Source organism: Bradyrhizobium sp. B097 (assembly GCF_038957035.1).
Classification (GTDB): Bacteria; Pseudomonadota; Alphaproteobacteria; order Rhizobiales; family Xanthobacteraceae; genus Bradyrhizobium.
The window spans coordinates 2,631,527-2,650,192 of sequence record NZ_CP152412.1; the positions used below are offsets into that span (position 1 = coordinate 2,631,527).

Annotated in this window: 13 protein-coding genes; 5 read left to right on the plus strand and 8 right to left on the minus strand. The window is 64.0% G+C overall.

What is annotated here, in order from left to right; all coding sequences use genetic code 11:
• Window position 1 precedes the first annotated feature (1 nt).
• The 5 genes from zwf to AAFG07_RS12205 all read right to left on the minus strand — a co-directional run bounded on the left by zwf (window position 2) and on the right by AAFG07_RS12205 (window position 6,684).
• Window positions 2-1,495 (minus strand): glucose-6-phosphate dehydrogenase, encoded by a 1,494-nt coding sequence (gene zwf, locus AAFG07_RS12185; protein WP_342727478.1) that lies wholly within the window; start codon window positions 1,493-1,495, stop codon window positions 2-4.
• 20 nt (window positions 1,496-1,515) lie between these two features.
• Window positions 1,516-2,499: a phosphogluconate dehydrogenase (NAD(+)-dependent, decarboxylating) gene (gene gnd / locus AAFG07_RS12190; protein ID WP_342727479.1), complete on the minus strand. Its 984-nt coding sequence runs from the start codon at window positions 2,497-2,499 to the stop codon at window positions 1,516-1,518.
• 11 nt (window positions 2,500-2,510) lie between these two features.
• Entirely contained in the window at window positions 2,511-5,357 is a 2,847-nt protein-coding gene (locus AAFG07_RS12195; RefSeq protein ID WP_342727480.1) for a bifunctional transaldolase/phosoglucose isomerase, read from the minus strand.
• Between the two features lie 218 nt (window positions 5,358-5,575).
• Entirely contained in the window at window positions 5,576-6,025 is a 450-nt protein-coding gene (locus AAFG07_RS12200) for a DsrE family protein (RefSeq protein ID WP_342727481.1), read from the minus strand.
• 41 nt (window positions 6,026-6,066) lie between these two features.
• Complete coding sequence (locus AAFG07_RS12205) at window positions 6,067-6,684, minus strand: hypothetical protein (RefSeq protein ID WP_342727482.1); 618 nt, start codon at window positions 6,682-6,684, stop codon at window positions 6,067-6,069.
• Between the two features lie 508 nt (window positions 6,685-7,192).
• Between AAFG07_RS12205 and AAFG07_RS12210 the strand changes: the two genes are divergently transcribed.
• The 5 genes from AAFG07_RS12210 (at window position 7,193) to AAFG07_RS12230 (ending at window position 13,514) form a co-directional block, all read left to right on the plus strand.
• On the plus strand, window positions 7,193-9,136 hold the full coding sequence (locus AAFG07_RS12210) for a PrkA family serine protein kinase (RefSeq protein ID WP_092116153.1): 1,944 nt from the start codon (window positions 7,193-7,195) through the stop codon (window positions 9,134-9,136).
• A gap of 111 nt (window positions 9,137-9,247) precedes the next feature.
• Window positions 9,248-10,516 carry a YeaH/YhbH family protein gene (locus tag AAFG07_RS12215; RefSeq protein ID WP_342729135.1) on the plus strand — a complete coding sequence of 423 codons (1,269 nt, stop codon included), beginning with the start codon at window positions 9,248-9,250 and terminating at the stop codon, window positions 10,514-10,516.
• Between the two features lie 4 nt (window positions 10,517-10,520).
• A complete protein-coding gene (locus tag AAFG07_RS12220) occupies window positions 10,521-12,065 on the plus strand; it encodes a SpoVR family protein (protein ID WP_342727483.1) in 1,545 nt (514 codons plus the stop codon).
• A gap of 72 nt (window positions 12,066-12,137) precedes the next feature.
• Window positions 12,138-12,281 (plus strand): hypothetical protein, encoded by a 144-nt coding sequence (locus AAFG07_RS12225; protein WP_342727484.1) that lies wholly within the window; start codon window positions 12,138-12,140, stop codon window positions 12,279-12,281.
• A gap of 42 nt (window positions 12,282-12,323) precedes the next feature.
• Complete coding sequence (locus AAFG07_RS12230) at window positions 12,324-13,514, plus strand: ABC transporter substrate-binding protein (protein ID WP_342727485.1); 1,191 nt, start codon at window positions 12,324-12,326, stop codon at window positions 13,512-13,514.
• Between the two features lie 360 nt (window positions 13,515-13,874).
• On the opposite strand, the gene AAFG07_RS12235 is transcribed toward AAFG07_RS12230, so the two are convergent.
• Genes AAFG07_RS12235 through AAFG07_RS12245 form a run of 3 tightly spaced genes read right to left on the minus strand, consistent with a single transcriptional unit; the run spans window position 13,875 to window position 18,543 of the window.
• Window positions 13,875-14,930, minus strand: coding sequence for a 2-oxoacid:ferredoxin oxidoreductase subunit beta (locus AAFG07_RS12235; protein WP_342727486.1), 1,056 nt, complete (start codon window positions 14,928-14,930; stop codon window positions 13,875-13,877).
• A complete protein-coding gene (locus AAFG07_RS12240) occupies window positions 14,927-16,774 on the minus strand; it encodes a 2-oxoacid:acceptor oxidoreductase subunit alpha (protein WP_342727488.1) in 1,848 nt (615 codons plus the stop codon). Before AAFG07_RS12240 ends, AAFG07_RS12235 begins: the two co-directional genes overlap by 4 nt.
• A complete protein-coding gene (locus AAFG07_RS12245) occupies window positions 16,744-18,543 on the minus strand; it encodes an FAD-dependent oxidoreductase (RefSeq protein WP_342727489.1) in 1,800 nt (599 codons plus the stop codon). The genes AAFG07_RS12240 and AAFG07_RS12245 overlap by 31 nt, the downstream gene beginning before the upstream one ends.
• Window positions 18,544-18,666 lie beyond the last annotated feature (123 nt).

An 18,666-nucleotide genomic window follows, 5' to 3' on the forward strand; every position in this document is an offset into this window, starting at 1 on the left:
GTCAGCTCAGCTTCCGCCAGCTGCGGCCGTCGCGCGTCAATAGCGCGTTGGCCGCCTCCGGGCCTTCGCTGCCGGCCTTGTAGGGTTGCAGGCCACGCCCGCCGGCAGTCTTCCAGGCATCGAGGAAGGGCTGCACCGCCTGCCATCCGGCCTCGACGCTGTCGGCGCGCTGGAACAGCAGATTGTCGCCGATCATGCAGTCGTAGATCAGCGTCTCGTAGCCGGTCGACGGCTCGGCCTTGAAGTAGTCCTTGTAGCGGAACTTCATCTCGACGCCGTCGATGTTGATGGCCGGGCCCGGCACCTTGGTGTTGAACTGCAGCTCGATGCCTTCGGTCGGCTCGGTCGAGATGACCAGGTAGTTCTGCGACAGGCGGTCGACCGCGGTATCGCGGAACATCGCGAACGGCGCCTGCTTGAACTTGATCGCGATCTCGGTGCGCTTGGTGGTCAGTGCCTTGCCAGTACGCAGGTAGAACGGCACGCCGGCCCAGCGCCAATTGTCGATGGTCAGCTTCAGCGCGGCATAGGTCTCGGTCGAGCTGTCGGGCTTGACGTCCAGTGTCTTGAGATAGTCCTCGATCTCGGTGTCGCCGATCCGGCCGCCGCGATACTGGCCGCGCACCGAGTTGGACAGCGCTTCCTGCGCGCTCTGGATCTGGATCGCGCTTAGCACCTCCGCCTTCTCCGAGCGCACCGCATGGGCGTCGAAGCGCGCCGGCGGCTCCATCGTGACCAGCGACAGCAGCTGGAACAGATGGTTCGGCACCATGTCGCGCAGCGCGCCGGTGGCGTCGTAGAAGCTGCCGCGATGGCCGACGCCGAGCTTCTCGTCGACGGTGATCTGGATGTGGTCGATGTGGTTGCGATTCCAGATTGGCTCGAACATGCCGTTGGCAAAGCGCAGCACCAGGATGTTCTGGACGGTTTCCTTGCCGAGATAATGGTCGATCCGGTAGATCTGGTGTTCATCCATCAGCTTCAGCAGCGCAGCATTCAGCGCCCTGGCCGATGCCAGATCGGTGCCGAACGGCTTTTCGATGATCAGCCGCCGCCAGGCGCCGTTTTCCTCCAGCATGCCGGTGCGTCCGAGCTGCTCGCTGATCGGGAGGAAGGCGTTCGGCGGGGTCGCGAGATAGAACAGCCGGTTGCCGCCGGTGCCGCGCGCCGTCTCGAGCTTGTCGAGCCGTTCGTTCATGGCATCGAACGAAGCGGGATCTCTCGGATCAGCCTCGATCGAGGTGACGCATTCGAACAGCCGCTTCGCGATCGCCTCGTCGACGGGGCGGGTAGCGAACTTGCGCAGCCCCTGCATCAGGCTGTCGGTCAGCTGCTCGCTCGACATGCCCTTGCGGACAATGCCGACCACGCAGAACTTTTCCGGCAGCAGATTGCCGGCGGCGAGATTGTAGAGCGCCGGGACGACGAGCCGGTGTGTCAGATCACCGGTGGCGCCGAAGATGATGAAGGAGCAAGGATCGGGTTTCTTCTGCACGTGACCTTCCGCGGTTCGCTTTAAGATTTCTTCGGCGGCTCCTTGTGGCCGCCAAAGCCTGCGCGCATCGCCGAGAGGATCTTCTCGGCGAAGGTGTGATCCTTGCGCGAGCGGAAGCGGGTGTAGAGCGCAGCGGTCAGCACTTCCGCCGGCACGGCCTCGTCGACCGCGGCATTGACGGTCCAGCGGCCTTCGCCGGAATCCTCGACAAAGCCCGAGTAGTTGTCGAGCGTGTGGTTCTGCGCCAGCGCCGACGCCGTGAGGTCGAGCAGCCAGGACGGGATCACGCTGCCGCGCCGCCAGACTTCCGCGATGTCGGCGATGTCGAGATCGAAGCGATGCTCGGGCGGCAGCGCCTCGATATTGGCGTTCTTCAGGATGTCGAAGCCTTCGGCATAGGCCTGCATCAGGCCGTATTCGATGCCGTTGTGGATCATCTTCACGAAATGCCCGGCGCCGATCGGACCGGCGTGGATGTAGCCCTGTTCGATGCGCGGATCGCGGCCCTCGCGGCTGGAGGTGCGCGGGATGTCGCCGATGCCCGGCGCCAGCGTCTTGAAGATTGGATCGAGCCGGTCGACGACGGGTTTGTCGCCGCCGATCATCATGCAGTAGCCGCGCTCGATGCCCCAGATGCCGCCGCTGGTGCCGACGTCGACATAATGCAGCCCACGCTCCCTGAGCGCCTTGCCGCGGCGGACGTCGTCCTGCCAGAAGGTGTTGCCGCCGTCGATGATGACGTCGCCGGGCTGCATCAGCTTCGACAGCGCCTCGATGGTGGCTTCGGTGATCTTGCCGGCCGGCAGCATCACCCAGGCGGTGCGCGGCGCTTCCAGCTTGAGGACGAAATCCTCCAGCGACGAGGAACCGGTGGCGTTGTCGGCGACCAGCGCCGCGACCGCCTTCGGATCCTTGTCGTAGACCACGGTGGTGTGGCCGTTGCTCATCAGGCGGCGGACGATGTTGCCGCCCATCCGCCCGAGGCCGATCATGCCGAGTTGCATCTTGGCCTCCGTCAGTTCAGCGCGGCCGAGATCGCGGCATCGAGTGCCGCAAGCCCAGAGGTGAGATCGCCCTTGAGGTGCACGCGCAGCGCCCGCCGGCCGCGCTCGGTGAGCACGTCGAAATCGCCGCGCGCCTGCGCCGCCTTGATCACGCCGAAGCTCGCCTTCTGGCCAGGCACCGCCAGGTCCTTGCTGTCGTCGGTCGTGACCTGCAGGAACACGCCGCTGTCGGGCCCGCCCTTGTAGGCCTGTCCGGTCGAATGCAGGAAGCGCGGGCCGAATTCAGCGCAGGTCGCAAGGTGTTTCGCATCGCGCACCTTCTGCCGCATCGCCTGCATGGCGTCGATGGTGTCGCCGTCGCGCTCGATATAGGCGAGCAGGGCGACATAGTCGCCGCGGCCGGAGCGCGAGAGGTGGGCTTTGATCCAGGAATTGAGGTCGCCATTGGCACCGGCCTTGCGCAGCTCCTCGGCGTTCTGCGCGTCGGTGTAGAGCTCGACACCATCCGCCGAGACCACCGGCCGCTCGGCCGGCAGCGACCCGGTCTTCTCGAAGGCTGCCGTCAGCTCACGCGTCTTGATCTTGGCGGCCTCGACGTCGGGCTGGTTGAACGGGTTGATGCCGAGGATCGCGCCCGCCACCGCGGTTGCGATCTCGAAGCGGAAGAACTCCTGGCCGATATGGTCGATCGATTTCATCACGATCCGGACCGCGGGATGTCCGGCGGCTTCGAGCGCGGCGAGCTTGGCCTCATGCGCGGCGTCGTGCTCGCCCTCGGTGCGCAGGTCGATGAAGAAGCGGTCGTTGCCGTAGACCGCGGCATCGCCGATCGTCTCGCCCTCGATCGGGATCAGGCCCTTGCCGTCCTTGCCGGTCGATTCCGCGATCAGCTGCTCGGCCCAGGCGCCGAAATCGGCGACCTCGGGTGAGGAGAAGATCGTCACCTTGTCGCGGCCTTCGAGCCCGGCGATGCCCATCGCCAGCCCGAGCTGGACGCCCGGGTTTTCCTGCGGCGGCACGTCGGCGCCGCAGGACCGCACCATGGCGAGCGTATGGCCGAGCAGGCTGCGGACGTCGATGCCCGCGGCGGCCGCCGGCACCAGGCCGAACGGCGACAGCACCGAATAGCGGCCGCCGATCGCCGGGTCGCCGTAGAAGATGCGGGCAAAGCCCTGCTTGATCGCGACCTTCTGCAGCGACGAGCCGGGATCGGTCACCGCGATGAAGCGATGGCCGGCCTTGTCCTTGCCGATCGCCTTGGCCACCCGGTCGAAGAAATAGTCCTTCATCACGTTCGGCTCGGTGGTGCCGCCGGATTTGGAGGAGACGATGAACAGCGTCTTCGCGATGTCGACATACTCCTCCATCGCGCGCACCTGCGCCGGATCGGTGGAGTCGAGCACGTGCAGCCGCGGGAAGCCGGATTTGTGCGGGAAGGTCTGGGCCAGCACCTCCGGCCCGAGGCTCGATCCGCCCATGCCGAGCACCACGGCGTCGGTGAAGTTCTGGCCCTTCACGCGCTTGGCGAAATCCTCGTAGTCGGCGACGTCGGCGGAGGCTGCGCTGGTCAGCCAGCCCAGCCATTTGTCCTCGTCATCGCCGGTCCAGACCGACTTGTCCTTGTGCCAGAGCCTTCGGATCTTGGCCGAGGCGCGCCATTCCTCGGTGCTTTTCTCGACCGCCTTCTCGATACCGGCGCCGAGCGCCAGCTTCTGATGGTCGATGCCGCCGCCGAGCGAGGTCGCGCGCTTGTGGGCGACCGCGCCGTACAGCTTGTCGGCCGCGTCGGCGAACAGCTTGACGCCGTCCTTGACCAGCTCCTCGGTGATCGCATCGAGCGAGATGCCGGACTTCTCCAGCTCCTCCAGCACGTGGCGGGCGTCCTCGACATTCTCCTCGAGGCTGTCGCGGACCTTGCCGTGGTCGCGGAAGGCATCGAGGGTTGCCGGCGGCACGGTGTTGACGGTGTCGGGGCCGATCAGCTCCTCGACATAGAGCACGTCGCTATAGTCCTTGTTCTTGGTGCCCGTCGAAGCCCACAGCAGCCGCTGCGGCTTGGCGCCCTTGGCGGTGAGCTTGTCCCAGCGCGGGCCTGAGAACAGGCGCTTGTAGTCCTGGTAGGCGAGCTTTGCATTGGCGATCGCGACCTTGCCCTTCAGCGCCGCAAGCCGCTCCTTCTCGGAGGGGTCGTTGGCGCGTGCGATCTTCTCGTCGAGCTGCTTGTCGACGGCAGAGTCGATGCGGCTGACGAAGAAGCTGGCGACGCTCGCGACATGGGAGGGATCGCCGCCCTTGGCGACGTATTTCTCCAGGCCCTTGAGATAGGCCTCCGCGACCTGGCGATAGACTTTCTGCGAGAACAGCAGCGTGATGTTGATGCTGATGCCTTCGCTGATCAGATACTCGACCGCCGGCAGGCCTTCCGGCGTCGCCGGCACCTTGACCATCAGGTTCTTGCGGTGGACGTCCTTCCACAGCCGCTCAGCCTCCGCGATCGTGCCCTTGGTGTCCATCGCCAGATAGGGCGACACTTCAAGGCTGACGAAGCCGTCGCCGCCGTGGCTCTGGTCGTAGACCGGGCGCAGCACGTCGGCGGCGTGCCGGATGTCCTCGACCGCGAGGTGTTCGAACAGGTCGGCGACCGAGCGGTCGCCCTTCTTGAGGGCCTTGCCGATCGCCCCGTCATACTCGTCCGAGCTGCCGATCGCCTTCTCGAAGATCGAGGGATTGGACGTCACGCCTTTGACGCCGTCGGTCTCGATCAGCCGCTTCAGGTCGCCGTTGGCGACGAAGCCGCGGGCAAGGAAGTCGAGCCAGACGGCCTGGCGGTGATTTTCGAGTGCTTTGACGGGGTTCATGGGTGCCTGTTCTCGTTCGATCGAGGGTCGATTTTTGGGTTCCCGGGCAGCTTTCGGGGGCGGAGGCGGATTGTCAACATGGCTGGGGGCCCGGGCGGAATATCAGCATTCCCAAGGGATAACGCCATTCACAACAGTTCGATCCCCTCGGACGCCGGTGCGAGCAGACCCTGATCTCGGCACATTTTTATGACGCGTTGCGGGCGCGCGGCCGCGCGTCAGGGCCGCAGGTAGAGGTAGCCCTGGGATTGGAGCTCGGCGAGGCGGACCACGCCGCCGCGCTCGGCGGCGACGAAGCCGGGAAGCAGGTCATTCAGGCCGATGTTCTGCGATTTCATGGTGTTGCCGCAGGCGACGAGTTCAATCCCGTCCGCCGTGAGCTGCCGGACATGCTTCGTCAGGCCGGGATTGGCGGCCGCCGAATGAAACGCCTTCAGCGCCTGGCCGTGTACCACGAGCGCGATCGTCACATTGCCGGGGCCGCCGGCGCCGTCGAGGTGGTTCTGGATGTTGCCGATCACGAAATTGACCTTGCCGAGGTCGTCGAGGTGATAGACCACCTTCAGCTTTCCCGGGGGTGCGGTCTCAGTAGCGGCGTTCGCCCGCGACGCGGTAAAGGCAGCGCCGATCGCCGAGAGCGTGCCCCACAGGATGCTGCGTCGGTGCATGGCGTCCCTCGCGCAATGATTGTCGACCGGCGCAAAGCCTATCACTTGTGGCGGAGCGCAGCGAGTTCCTTGCGGTCGGTCACAAGTTCGGCGCATTCGCTTGGGTCCGCCCGATCGACGCGAAAGATCTTGTCGTCGGCGCCGGCAAGCAGCTCTTCGCTCGCCTCATCGTCGGGCTTGTTGCGATTCCACATCCTGATGCTGCTCAGGCGTGCGATCGCGGATTTGTCGTCTTTCGACAGCGCCACGGTGATACCGCCGCCCTCGCAATCCACGCTGCATTCGAAGCGAATCTCGTGTCCGGATTCGGTTGCGACCGCGTGGTTGCAGTAACCGCTGGAGTCGAAATTGCCGGGGCGGTGCCGGTAAGCGACGCCAAGCCGGAACGAGTAGTTGGTGGTCTTGTCCTCCGGCGCATCCTCGGCGGCGACGAGCAGCTTCATCGCGCTTACCTTCTGCTTCGGATGCTGCGCCAGATGATTTGCATCGTAGCGCCGCACGAAGCAGGCATAGGCTTTCGCGCCGGGCGGGCCTGCGAACATCCTGTTGTCGAAGGCGGCCGCCTTGGCCTTGTCGACGCCTTCCTGCGCCTCGACGGTTGACGCCGCGCCGGCGCAGGCTGCGGCGGCAAGTGCGACAACAAGGAACGTCTGCTTCATGACCGCCTCGGGAATAGCCCGCGCCTCCAAGGTGTCATCTTTAATGCGCGGCAATGGTGCCGCGTGGAACTGCGCGGGCTCGTTGCCTTAGTCGCGGCGACAAGGAGGCACGTTCAACCTCTCCTGACAGTTTGTTCATGCGAGTCTGTGACGTGCACATCTTGACGCCAAGGCAGGACAGCCACACCTTTTGAGGGAGGCCAACGTTCATCTTCGGGCGGGGAAGTTGCCCCGCTCGGATGTCCGCCTCGGAAGCCTGGGCCCCGGTAAACCACGGATGTGGCTGAGGGGTTACAACCGCTAAAATCAGGTTACCAACGGGGGATATTGATGAACCATTAAGCTTCCTGCCTGTTGATAAGGCAGAGGCTGCACGCGCCGTGCATTGCCGAAATGAGTCGGTCGAGTGTCCAATGGACCCAGCGTGCCGACGCTGATTCGATCCTAGGATGCTCTGGTTGCGACTCGTGTCAGTCGTGCGGCGATACATATCGTGGAGAGAGGGATCATGTACAACGATTCTTTGTTCAACGCCTTCGCAAGGTCGTTTGAAGCGCGAAGCCAGACCGACATGTCGATGGCCGAGTATCTGGAGTCGTGTCGAAGCGATCCGATGCGATATGCCAATGCGGCCGAGCGGTTATTAGCGGCGATCGGTGAGCCCCAGATGATCGACACGGCCAAGGACCCACGCCTTGGCCGTATCTTTTTGAACCGTACGATCAGGTCGTATCCGGCCTTCGCCGGCTTCTTCGGCATGGAGGACACGATCGAACGCCTGGTCGGCTTCTTCCGCCACGCCGCACAGGGCCTCGAGGAGCGCAAGCAGATCCTCTATCTGCTCGGACCGGTCGGTGGCGGCAAGTCGTCGCTCGCCGAGCGCATCAAGGCGCTGATGGAAATTCATCCGATCTACGTGCTGAAGGCGGGTGACGAACTGTCGCCGGTGTTCGAGAGCCCGCTCGGGCTGTTCGACCCCGAGCAGCTCGGGCCGATGATCGAGGAGAAGTACGGCATTCCGCGCCGCCGGCTGAGCGGGCTGATGTCGCCCTGGGCCTACAAGCGGCTCGAGGCCTTCGGCGGCGACATCTCGCAATTCCGCGTCGCGCGCATCCAGCCCTCCCGGCTGCGCCAGATCGCGGTCGCCAAGACCGAGCCCGGTGACGAGAACAATCAGGACATCTCCTCGCTGGTCGGCAAGGTCGATATCCGCAAGCTCGAGACCTACGCCCAGAACGACCCCGACGCCTACAGCTATTCCGGCGGCCTCAACCGCGCCAACCAGGGCGTGCTCGAGTTCGTCGAAATGTTCAAGGCGCCGATCAAGATGCTGCACCCGCTGCTGACGGCGACGCAGGAGGGCAACTACATCGGCACCGAGAACATCGGTGCGATCCCGTTCACCGGCATCATCCTCGCGCACTCGAACGAAGCCGAGTGGCAGAGCTTCAAGACCAACAAGAACAACGAGGCCTTCATCGACCGAATCTGCGTCATCAAGGTCCCGTACTGCCTGCGGGTCACCGAGGAGCAGAAGATCTACGAGAAGCTGATCCAGACCTCCGAGCTTGCCGCCGCGCCATGCGCGCCGGCCACGCTGGAAACGCTGGCCCGCTTCTCGGTGATGTCGCGGCTGCGCAAGCACGAGAACTCGACGCTGTTCGGCAAGATGCGGGTCTATGACGGCGAGAGCCTGAAGGAATCCGATCCGAAGGCGCGCAGCGTGCAGGAATACAAGGACGCGGCCGGCGTCGACGAGGGCATGGACGGCGTCTCCACCCGCTTTGCCTTCAAGGTGCTGGCCTCGACCTTCAATCACGACACCACCGAGGTCGGCGCCGACGCGGTGCATCTGATGTATGTGCTGGAGATGGCGATCCGCCGCGAGCAGCTGCCTGACGAGACCGAGAAGCGCTATCTCGAATTCATCAAGGCCGACCTCGCGCCGCGCTATGCCGAGTTCATCGGCAACGAGATCCAGAAGGCGTATCTGGAATCCTACTCCGACTACGGCCAGAACCTGTTCGACCGCTATGTCGACTATGCCGATGCCTGGATCGAGGACCAGGACTTCAAGGATCCCGACACCGGCCAGCTGATGAACCGCGAGCTTTTGAATCAAGAGCTGACCAAGATCGAGAAGCCGGCCGGCATCGCCAACCCGAAGGATTTCCGCAACGAGGTCGTCAAGTTCTCGCTGCGCTCGCGGGCGCACAACAACGGCAAGAACCCGAGCTGGACCTCCTACGAAAAGGTTCGCGACGTGATCGAAAAGCGGATATTCTCGCAGGTCGAGGATCTGCTTCCGGTTATCTCGTTCGGCTCCAAGAAGGACGGCGAGACCGAGAAGAAGCACGGCGAGTTCGTCGAGCGGATGGTGGAGCGCGGTTATACCGAGCGCCAGGTCCGCCGGCTCGTCGAGTGGTACATGCGGGTGAAGCAGGCCGGCTAGTGCACGATCCGGAAAGCCGGCAGCGGCTTTCCGTCTCGTTCCGTCCCGTCCAATAAAAATGCGATGCGACTGTCATGATCGCATCCGGCGTGAGGCAGATGCAACGTGGTCATGCATATCGTCGATCGGCGGTTGAATCCGGGTAGCAAGAGCCTGGAGAACCGGCAGCGCTTCCTGCGGCGCGCCAAGGCGCTGGTGCAGGGTGCCGTCAAGAAGTCGTCGCAGGACCGGGACATCAAGGATGTCCTGGAGGGCGGCGAGGTGACCATCCCGCTGGACGGCATGGATGAGCCGCGGTTCCGGCGCGAGGGCGGCACGCGCGACATGGTGCTGCCCGGCAACAAGAAGTTCGTCGAGGGCGACTGGCTGCAGCGCCCGAACCAGAGCGGTGCCAAGGGCTCCGGCGCGGGCGAGGGCGACAGCGAGGACGCCTTCCGCTTTGTGCTCAGCCGCGAGGAGTTCGTCGACCTCTTCCTCGACGACCTCGAATTGCCTGATCTCGCCAAGCGCAAGCTCGCGGAAACCGAGAGCGAGGGCATCCGGCGCGCGGGTTACGCGACATCCGGCTCGCCCGCCAACATTTCGATCAGCCGCACGGTGAGCCGGGCGCTGGCGCGACGCGTGGCGCTGCGCCGGCCGCGCAAGGACGAGGTCGAGGCGCTCGAGGCCGAGCTTGCGGAATGCGACGACGAGACGCGGCGTCGCGAACTGCTGGCGCTGCTCGACGCGCTGAAGGCCAAGGTCAAGCGGATCCCGTTCATCGATCCGATCGACATCCGCTATCGCCGCTTCGAGACGGTGCCGAAGCCGGTGGCGCAGGCCGTGATGTTCTGCCTGATGGACGTCTCGGGCTCGATGTCCGAGCACATGAAGGATCTGGCGAAGCGCTTCTACATGCTGCTCTACGTCTTCCTGAAGCGGCGCTACAAGCACGTCGAGATCGTGTTCATCCGGCACACCGACCGCGCCGAGGAGGTGGACGAGGATACCTTCTTCCATGGACCGGCGTCCGGCGGCACGCTGGTGTCGAGCGCGCTGGTTGCGATGCACGACATCGTTCGAACCCGCTTCCGTCCCGCCGACTGGAACATCTACGCCGCGCAGGCTTCGGACGGCGACAACATGACCTCCGACAGCGGGGTGACCGGGCATCTGTTGACCGACAAGATCCTGCCGGTCTGCCAGTTCTTCGCCTATCTCGAGGTCGGTGAGGCCGCCAACTACACCTTCGACATGCCGGACTCCTCGCTCTGGACGCTCTATGAGCGGCTGCGCAACGAGGGCCAGCCGCTGTCGATGCGCAAGGTGAGCGAGCGCGGCGAGATCTTCCCGGTGTTCCAGGACCTGTTCAAGCGCCGCACCAGCCAGGAAAGGGTATAGTTTAATGGGGTCTTCCGGCGAACTGCTGTTCGATGGCGCCGACTGGGATTTCCCGACGCTGCAGCGGATTCACGACGCCTGCGAGGAGGTCGCGCGCAAGGAACTCGGGCTCGACGTCTATCCCAACCAGATCGAGGTGATTACCGCCGAGCAGATGCTCGACGCCTATTCGTCGGTCGGCATGCCGCTGTTCTACAAGCACTGGTCGTTCGGCAAACAGTTCGCGTTCCAGGAAGCGTCTTATCGCAAGGGCCTGATGGGCCTCGCCTATGAGATCGTGATCAACTCCTCGCCGTGCATCTCCTATCTGATGGAGGAGAACACCGCGACGATGCAGACGCTGGTGATCGCGCACGCGGCGTTCGGGCACAATCACTTCTTCAAGAACAATTACCTGTTCAAGCAGTGGACCGACGCCGAAGGCATCCTCGATTATCTCGAATTCGCCAAGGGCTATATCGCGGTCTGCGAGGACCGCCATGGCCGCGAGACGGTGGAGCGGACGCTCGATGCCGCGCATGCGCTGATGTCGCACGGTGTCGACCGCTATCCCGGAAAGAAGACGCTCGACCTGCGTGCCGAGGAGAAGCGCGCCGGCGAGCGCCGGCAGCACGAGGAAGCCGTGTTCAACGATTTGTGGCGGACGGTGCCGAACACCAAGGCCAAGAGCAAGGCGACGCTCAGCGCCGAGCGACGCCGCGCGCTGCTTGGCCTGCCGCAGGAGAACATCCTCTACTTCCTTGAGAAGACCGCGCCGCGCCTGCAAGGCTGGCAGCGCGAGCTCATTCGCATCGTGCGTCACATCGCGCAGTACTTCTACCCGCAGGGCCAGACCAAGGTGATGAACGAGGGCACCGCGACCTACGTCCATTACCGCATCATGAGCCGGCTGCATCAGCAGGGCCGGCTCACCGACGGCAATTTCCTCGAATTCCTGCAGTCGCACACCAATGTGGTGTTTCAGCCCGAGTTCGACGATCGCCGCTATTCCGGCTTCAATCCATACGCGCTCGGCTTTGCCATGATGCAGGACATCGAGCGGATCGTGAAGACTCCGGAGGACGAGGACCGCGCCTGGTTCCCCGATATCGCCGGCAAGGGCGACGTCGAGGGCGTGCTGCGCGAGATCTGGAGCAACTACCGCGACGAGAGCTTCATCAACCAGTTCCTCAGCCCGGCGCTGATCCGGCGCTTCCGCATGTTCCATCTGCACGACGACCCCGCCGAAAGCCAGGGCATCAAGGTCGATGCGATCCACGACGAGCGCGGCTACCGCCGGGTGCGCCGCGAGCTGGCACGGCAATACGACGTCGGATTCGTCGACGCCAATATCGAGGTCGTGGATGTCGATCTCGACGGCGACCGCCGCCTGATGCTGCGTCACACCACCGTGAAGGGCGCGCAGCTCAACGAGACCGACACGCGGCGCGTGCTGCAGCATCTCGCCGATCTGTGGTCCTACGACGTGGCACTCACCGAACTCGACGGCACCGACAAGGTGCTGAAGGAATACGTCGTCAGCCCGCGCGCGGCTGCGGTCGCTGCTTGAGGCGTGCGCTCACGCAGCGATCAGCGCGCGGTGACCGCCGCGCGGAACGCGAGTCTTGCTTGGTGAACCCTGGTGTCCACCAAAGGCTCGCATCATGAACATCCCGGCAACATTCCGATATTGAAAGCGTATCACGTTGCACGCGTGAACGTGATTGCCGGCATGCGGAAACCTCATTGCGGTCTTCTTGGCGATTGCCTGCGCGGGCGCGATTGATAATGTGCGCCGCGTCAAGAAAACCAAGAAAAGGATACGCTCTTGTCAACTCTCTCTCGCCTGGCGGGCTTTCTCGCCTTCACCGCGCTTACAGCCTCGTCGATCTCGCCGTCCGTTGCAGCCGATTCCGCGATCAGAATAGGAAACACCGCACCCTATAGCGGCCCGGCGTCGGCCTACGGCACGATCGCACGCGCCGAAGCCGCGTATTTCCAGATGCTCAACGATCAGGGCGGCATCGGCGGCCGCAAGATCGACTTCGAGAGTCTCGACGACGCCTATTCGCCGTCGAAGACCGTCGAGCAGACTCGCAAGCTGGTCGAGCAGGACGAGGTGCTCGCGATCTTCAGCGCGGTCGGCACCGCGCCCAACATCTCGGTGCAGAAATATCTCAACATCAAGCACGTGCCTCAGCTGTTCGTGTCCTCAGGTGCGACGCGCTGGAACGATCCGAAGCAGTTCCCGTGGACGGTCGGTTTCAATCCGACCTACGAGCTCGAAGGCCGGCTCTATGCAAAGTACATCCTGAAGACCAAGCCGGACGCCAAGATCGCCGTCATCACGCCGAACGAAGACGCCGGCAAGGATTATCTCAGGGGCTTCAAGGACGGGCTTGGCGAGCATGTCGGCCAGATCGTTGCGGAGACCACGTATCTGACGACCGATCCGACCATCGATTCCCAGATGGTGACGATGCGCGAGTCCGGTGCCGACGTGTTCTTCGCCGAAGCGACGCCGAAATTCGCCGCGCAAGCGCTGCGCAAGGCGGCGAGCATGGGCTGGAAGCCGCTCACCATTCTGCCGACCGTCTCCAACTCGGTCTCCGCAGTCCTTGAGCCGGCCGGGCTCGAGAACGTTATCGGCGTCGTGACCGGGCTCTATCTGAAGGACCCGACCGATCCGCGCTGGGCCGATGATCCGGCGCAGAAGGAGTTTGCGGCCTGGATGAAGAAGTATCAGCCGAATGCGAGCGCGGGCGACCTCTTCAACGTGCAGGGCTACACGGTCGCGCAGGTCATGACGGCGGTGCTGAAGAACTGCAACGGCGACTACAGCCGCGACAACATCATCAAGCAGGCGACCAATCTGATGGCGCTGGAACTGCCGATGCTGCTGCCGGGCATCAAGGTGCAGACCGAGCCCGACAATGTGACGCCGATCCGCCAGATCCAGATGGCGCGGTTCGACGGCAAGTCCTGGGCGCTGTTCGGCGACGTCTTGAGCGACAAGTAGACGTCACGAGCTCCGCTGTCGTCCCCGCTCCCGTGCGCAATTGCGCACCAGGCAGGGACGACGCAGAGCCCACCATCGCGAGTGGGGCGCGTGAGGCGGGCACATCGCCGCGCTCCTTTGCCCACCCTACGGCGCTGAGCGACAAGTGGCGGTCACCAACTCCGCTGTCGTCCCTGCGAAAGCAGGGACCCATACGCCGCGGCTTCTGTTGTGAACGGGACTCGTCGTTCCAACGTAGCTCGACAATCTGCATCGGTGGTTATGGGTCCCTGCTCCCGTGCGCAATTGCGCACTAGGCAGGGACGACACCGGTTTGTCGCACATCCTTGCCACGTCATTCGTGACGACGAGAATGAGTGCTCAGCGCAGGCTGGCGTTGATCTTGTCGAGCACCGCTGAGCCGGGGCAGAGCGCCTGTTCGTCCAGCGTGTTGAGCGGCGTCTCGACGGTGTCGAGATGGGTGTGCAGGTCCTCGGCATCCGGATCGACATAGAGCAGCCCGGTGACGATCTGGCCCTTGGCCGCATGCTTCTGCAGGAAGGTCTGTGCTCCGAGCCGATCGTGCGGATCGTAGTCGGCATCGAGCTTGCGCAGCGCGAGCCGCGTGCCGTCATGCTGCTCGACCACCTGCACGGTGCCGGGCGCATAGTCGACGCTGATCGGATCGCGGCCGACCAGCACGTCGAGCCGGTTCACCGCGTCATTGTGCTCGCGGACATAGTCGAAGCTCTTGGTCGAGCCGGCGTGGTTGTTGAAGGCGATGCAGGGGCTGATCACGTCGATGAAGGACGCGCCCTTGTGGCGGATCGCAGCGGCAATCAAGGGAACCAACTGCGTCTTGTCGCCGGAGAAGCTGCGCGCCACGAAGGTGGCGCCAAGTTGCAGCGCGATCGCGACCAGGTCGATCGCATTGTCGGTGTTGGTGACGCCCTTCTTCGACTTCGAGCCGCGGTCGGCGGTGGCCGAGAACTGGCCCTTGGTCAGGCCGTACACGCCGTTGTTCTCGACGATGTAGGTCATGTTGACGGCGCGCCGGATCGAATGCGCGAACTGGCCGAAGCCGATCGAGGCCGAATCGCCGTCGCCGGAGACGCCGAGATAGATCAGGTCGCGGTTGGCGAGGTTGGCGCCGGTCAGCACCGACGGCATGCGGCCGTGCACCGAGTTGAAGCCGTGCGAATTGCCGAGGAAATAGTCCGGCGTCTTCGACGAGCAGCCGATGCCGGAAATCTTCGCCACCCGGTGCGGCTCGATCGAGAGCTCGTAGCAGGCTTCGATGATCGAGGCGGTGATCGAATCGTGGCCGCAGCCCGCGCACAGGGTCGAGATCTTCCCCTCGTAGTCGCGATGGGTGTAGCCCAGCTCGTTCTTCTTCAGGCCGGGATGATGAAACTTCGGCTTTGCAATGTAGGTCATGTCACGGCCTTGCGGAGAGGGGTCACCTTGAGATGATCCTGGTGGTCGCCGATCGAATTGGCGATGAAGCGCGCTGTGATCGGCGTGCCGTCGTAATGCAGGATCGGCACCAGCCGCACAGGGTCGATGCCGTTCTCGTTGACGATCAGCTGACGGAGCTGCGCGTCGCGGTTCTGCTCGACCACGTAGACGAAGTCGTGATCGGCGATGAAGCTCGCGACGCTGGAGTGGAACGGGAAGGCGCGGATGCGCATGCGGTCGAGCTGATGGCCGCGCGCCTCCAGGATCCCGATCGCCTCGTCCATCGCGGGCGAGGTCGAGCCGAAATAGAGCACGCCGTACTTGGTCGGCTTCGCTGCATTGGCCTGCAGCGGCCGCGGCACCATGTCCTGCGCCGTCTCGAACTTGCGCACCAGGCGCTGCATGTTGTCGGCGTAAACAGCGCCTTCCTCGGAATAGCGCGCGTAGCGGTCGCGCGAGGTGCCGCGGGTGAAGTAGGAGCCCTTGGTTGGATGCGTGCCGGGATAGGTGCGATAGGGGATGCCGTCGCCGTCGACGTCGAGATAGCGGCCGAAGTCGCGGCCTTCCTCGAGCATCTCCGCCGTCATCACCTTGCCGCGGTCGTATTGCTTGGCGTCGTCCCACTTCAGCGGGCGGCACAGCCGGTGGTTCATGCCGATGTCGAGATCGAGCATCAGGAAGATCGTGGTCTGTAGCCGTTCGGCGAGATCGAAGGCGGCGGCGGCGAATTCGAACGCTTCCGCCGGATCTTCCGGGAACAGCAGCACGTGCTTGGTGTCGCCGTGCGAGGCATAGGCGCAGGCGATCACGTCGCATTGCTGGGTGCGGGTCGGCATGCCCGTCGAGGGGCCGGCGCGCTGGATGTTCATGATGACGGCCGGGATCTCGGCGAAGTAGGACAGGCCGATGAACTCGGTCATCAGCGAGATACCCGGACCCGAGGTCGCGGTGAAGGCCCGCGCGCCGTTCCAGGACGCGCCGATCACGATGCCGATCGAGGCCAGTTCGTCCTCGCCCTGCACGATGGCGTATTTCGCCTTGCCGGTCTCCGGATCGTGGCGGTACTTCTTGCAGTGGCTGGTGAAGGCTTCCGCCACCGACGATGACGGCGTGATCGGATACCAGGCGCACACCGTAGCGCCGCCATAGACGGCGCCGAGCGCGGCGGCGCTGTTGCCCTCGATGAAGATGCGGTCGCCAACCTTGTCGGACTTCTTCACCCGCAGCCCGATCGGGCATTTCAGGTTCTGCAGCGCCCAGTCGCGGCCGAGATGCAGCGCATGGACGTTGGAGGAGAGCAGCTTCTCCTTGCCCTTGTACTGCTCGCCGATCAGCTGTTCGACCAGCTTGGGGTCGAGGTCGAGCAGCGCGCAGAGTGCGCCGAGATAGATGATGTTCTTGAACAGCTGGCGCTGGCGCGGATCGGTGTAGGTCGAATTGGTGATCGCAGTCAGCGGCACGCCGATGACCGTGATGTCCTCGCGGAATTTCGACGTCGGCATCGGCTTGGTCGAGTCGTAGAACAGGTAGCCGCCGGGCTCGATCGAGGCGACGTCCTTGTCCCAGGTCTGCGGGTTCATCGCCACCATCATGTCGACGCCGCCGCGGGCGCCGAGATGGCCGTCCTCGGTGACGCGCACTTCATACCAGGTGGGCAGGCCCTGGATGTTGGACGGGAAGATGTTGCGTGGCGACACCGGCACGCCGTGGCGCAGGATCGAACGCGCGAACAGTTCGTTGGCGGAGGCCGAGCCCGAACCGTTGACGTTGGCGAAGCGGACGACGAAGTCGTTTACGCTGCTGATCGGGCTTTGGACTGACATGTTGATCCCGCTTGAACCATATCGATGAGGTACTTCTGCATGTCCCAGGCGCCGGTCGGGCAGCGCTCGGCACACAGCCCGCAATGCAGGCAGACGTCTTCGTCTTTCACCATGACGCGGCCGGTCTTCAGGTCGCCGGAGACGTAGAGCGCCTGATCGTGATGCGGCGAGGGGGCTTTCAGGCGCTGCCGCAAATCATCCTCTTCACCGTTCTCGGTGAAGGTGATGCAGTCCATCGGACAGATGTCGACGCAGGCGTCGCATTCGATGCAGAGCGGCGCGGAGAATACCGTCTGCACGTCGCAATTCAGGCAGCGCTGCGCCTCGCCGAGCGCGAGCTTGAGGTCGTAACCGAGCTCGACTTCGGCGCGGATGTCCTTCAGCGCGATCACCTTGTCGCGGTGCGGCACCTTGAAGCGCTTGTCGGCGGAGATGTCGTTGTCGTAGCTCCACTCGTGGATGCCCATCTTCTGCGAGGAGATCTGCACCTCGGGCAGCGGGCGCTCGGTGATGTCCTCGCCGGACAGCATCCGGTGGATCGACAGCGCGGCATCATGGCCGTGCGCCACCGCCCAGATGATGTTCTTCGGCCCGAACGCCGCATCGCCGCCGAAGAACACCTTCGGATTGGTCGAGACGAACGTCTTGGGGTCGACCTTCGGCATGTGCCACTTGTCGAATTCGATGCCGCAATCGGCTTCGATCCAGGGGAACGCATTCTCCTGGCCGACCGCAACGAGCACATCGTCGCAGGACACGGTCTCGTCCGGCTCGCCCGAGGGCACCAGATTGCGCCGGCCCTTGTCGTCGTATTCCGCCTTCACCTTCTGGAAGGTGACGCCAATCAGCTTGCCGGCCACATGCTTGAATGCCACCGGCACCATGTAGTTGAGGATCGGGATGTCCTCGTGAAGCGCGTCCTCCTTCTCCCACGGCGAGGCCTTCATTTCCTCGAAGCCGGAGCGGACGATCACCTTGACGCTCTCGCCGCCGAGGCGGCGCGCGGTGCGGCAGCAATCCATCGCGGTGTTGCCGCCGCCGAGCACGATGACGCGGCGGCCAATCTTTTCGACGTGGCCGAACGACACGTTGGCCAGCCACTCGATGCCGATATGGATGTTGGCGGCGCCCTCCTTGCGGCCGGGAATGTCGAGCTCGCGGCCGCGCGGTGCGCCGCTTCCGACAAAGATCGCGTCATAGTTCTCGGAGAGCAGCTGCTTCAGGCTGTCGACGCGCTGACCGCCCTTGAACTCGACGCCGAGGTCGAGGATGTAGCCGGTCTCCTCGTCGATCACGTTGTCGGGCAGGCGGAATTTTGGAATCTGGCTGCGCATCATGCCGCCGGCCTTGGGATCGCCGTCGAACACGGTGCAGTGATAGCCGAGCGGGACGAGATCGCGCGCCACGGCCAGCGAGGCGGGGCCGCCGCCGACCAGCGCGATGCGCTTGCCGTTCTTCGGCCCCGGCTTCGGCAGCCGGTGCTTGATGTCGTCCTTGAAGTCGGCGGCGACGCGCTTCAGGCGGCAGATCGCGACCGGAGTGTCCTCGACCCGCCCGCGGCGGCACGCCGGTTCGCATGGACGGTCACAGGTGCGCCCGAGAATCCCGGGGAACACGTTGGACTGCCAATTGATCATGTAGGCGTCGCTGTAACGCCCCTCAGCAATCAACCGGATGTACTCGGGAACGGGGGTGTGTGCGGGGCAAGCCCATTGGCAATCGACTACTTTATGAAAGTAATCCGGCGCCGAGATATCAGTCGGTTTCATTCCTACCTTTGACCCGCGCGAAAAATGCCTGCCCGCGCGGCCTTATCGTTGACGACGAACGCTCACGTGGCGTTGTTCTGGTTTTTGAATTGGATCATAGGCTTATCTTATTAGAGCCGTTCC

Coding starts and splice junctions, on each gene's coding strand:
- gnd (WP_342727479.1), bottom strand. CDS start 2,499: ATGCAACTCGGCATGATCGGCCTCGGGCGGATGGGCGGCAACATCGTC.
- AAFG07_RS12195 (WP_342727480.1), bottom strand. CDS start 5,357: ATGAACCCCGTCAAAGCACTCGAAAATCACCGCCAGGCCGTCTGGCTC.
- AAFG07_RS12200 (WP_342727481.1), bottom strand. CDS start 6,025: ATGCACCGACGCAGCATCCTGTGGGGCACGCTCTCGGCGATCGGCGCT.
- AAFG07_RS12205 (WP_342727482.1), bottom strand. CDS start 6,684: ATGAAGCAGACGTTCCTTGTTGTCGCACTTGCCGCCGCAGCCTGCGCC.
- AAFG07_RS12210 (WP_092116153.1), top strand. CDS start 7,193: ATGTACAACGATTCTTTGTTCAACGCCTTCGCAAGGTCGTTTGAAGCG.
- AAFG07_RS12215 (WP_342729135.1), top strand. CDS start 9,248: ATGCATATCGTCGATCGGCGGTTGAATCCGGGTAGCAAGAGCCTGGAG.
- AAFG07_RS12220 (WP_342727483.1), top strand. CDS start 10,521: ATGGGGTCTTCCGGCGAACTGCTGTTCGATGGCGCCGACTGGGATTTC.
- AAFG07_RS12235 (WP_342727486.1), bottom strand. CDS start 14,930: ATGACCTACATTGCAAAGCCGAAGTTTCATCATCCCGGCCTGAAGAAG.
- AAFG07_RS12240 (WP_342727488.1), bottom strand. CDS start 16,774: ATGTCAGTCCAAAGCCCGATCAGCAGCGTAAACGACTTCGTCGTCCGC.
- AAFG07_RS12245 (WP_342727489.1), bottom strand. CDS start 18,543: ATGAAACCGACTGATATCTCGGCGCCGGATTACTTTCATAAAGTAGTC.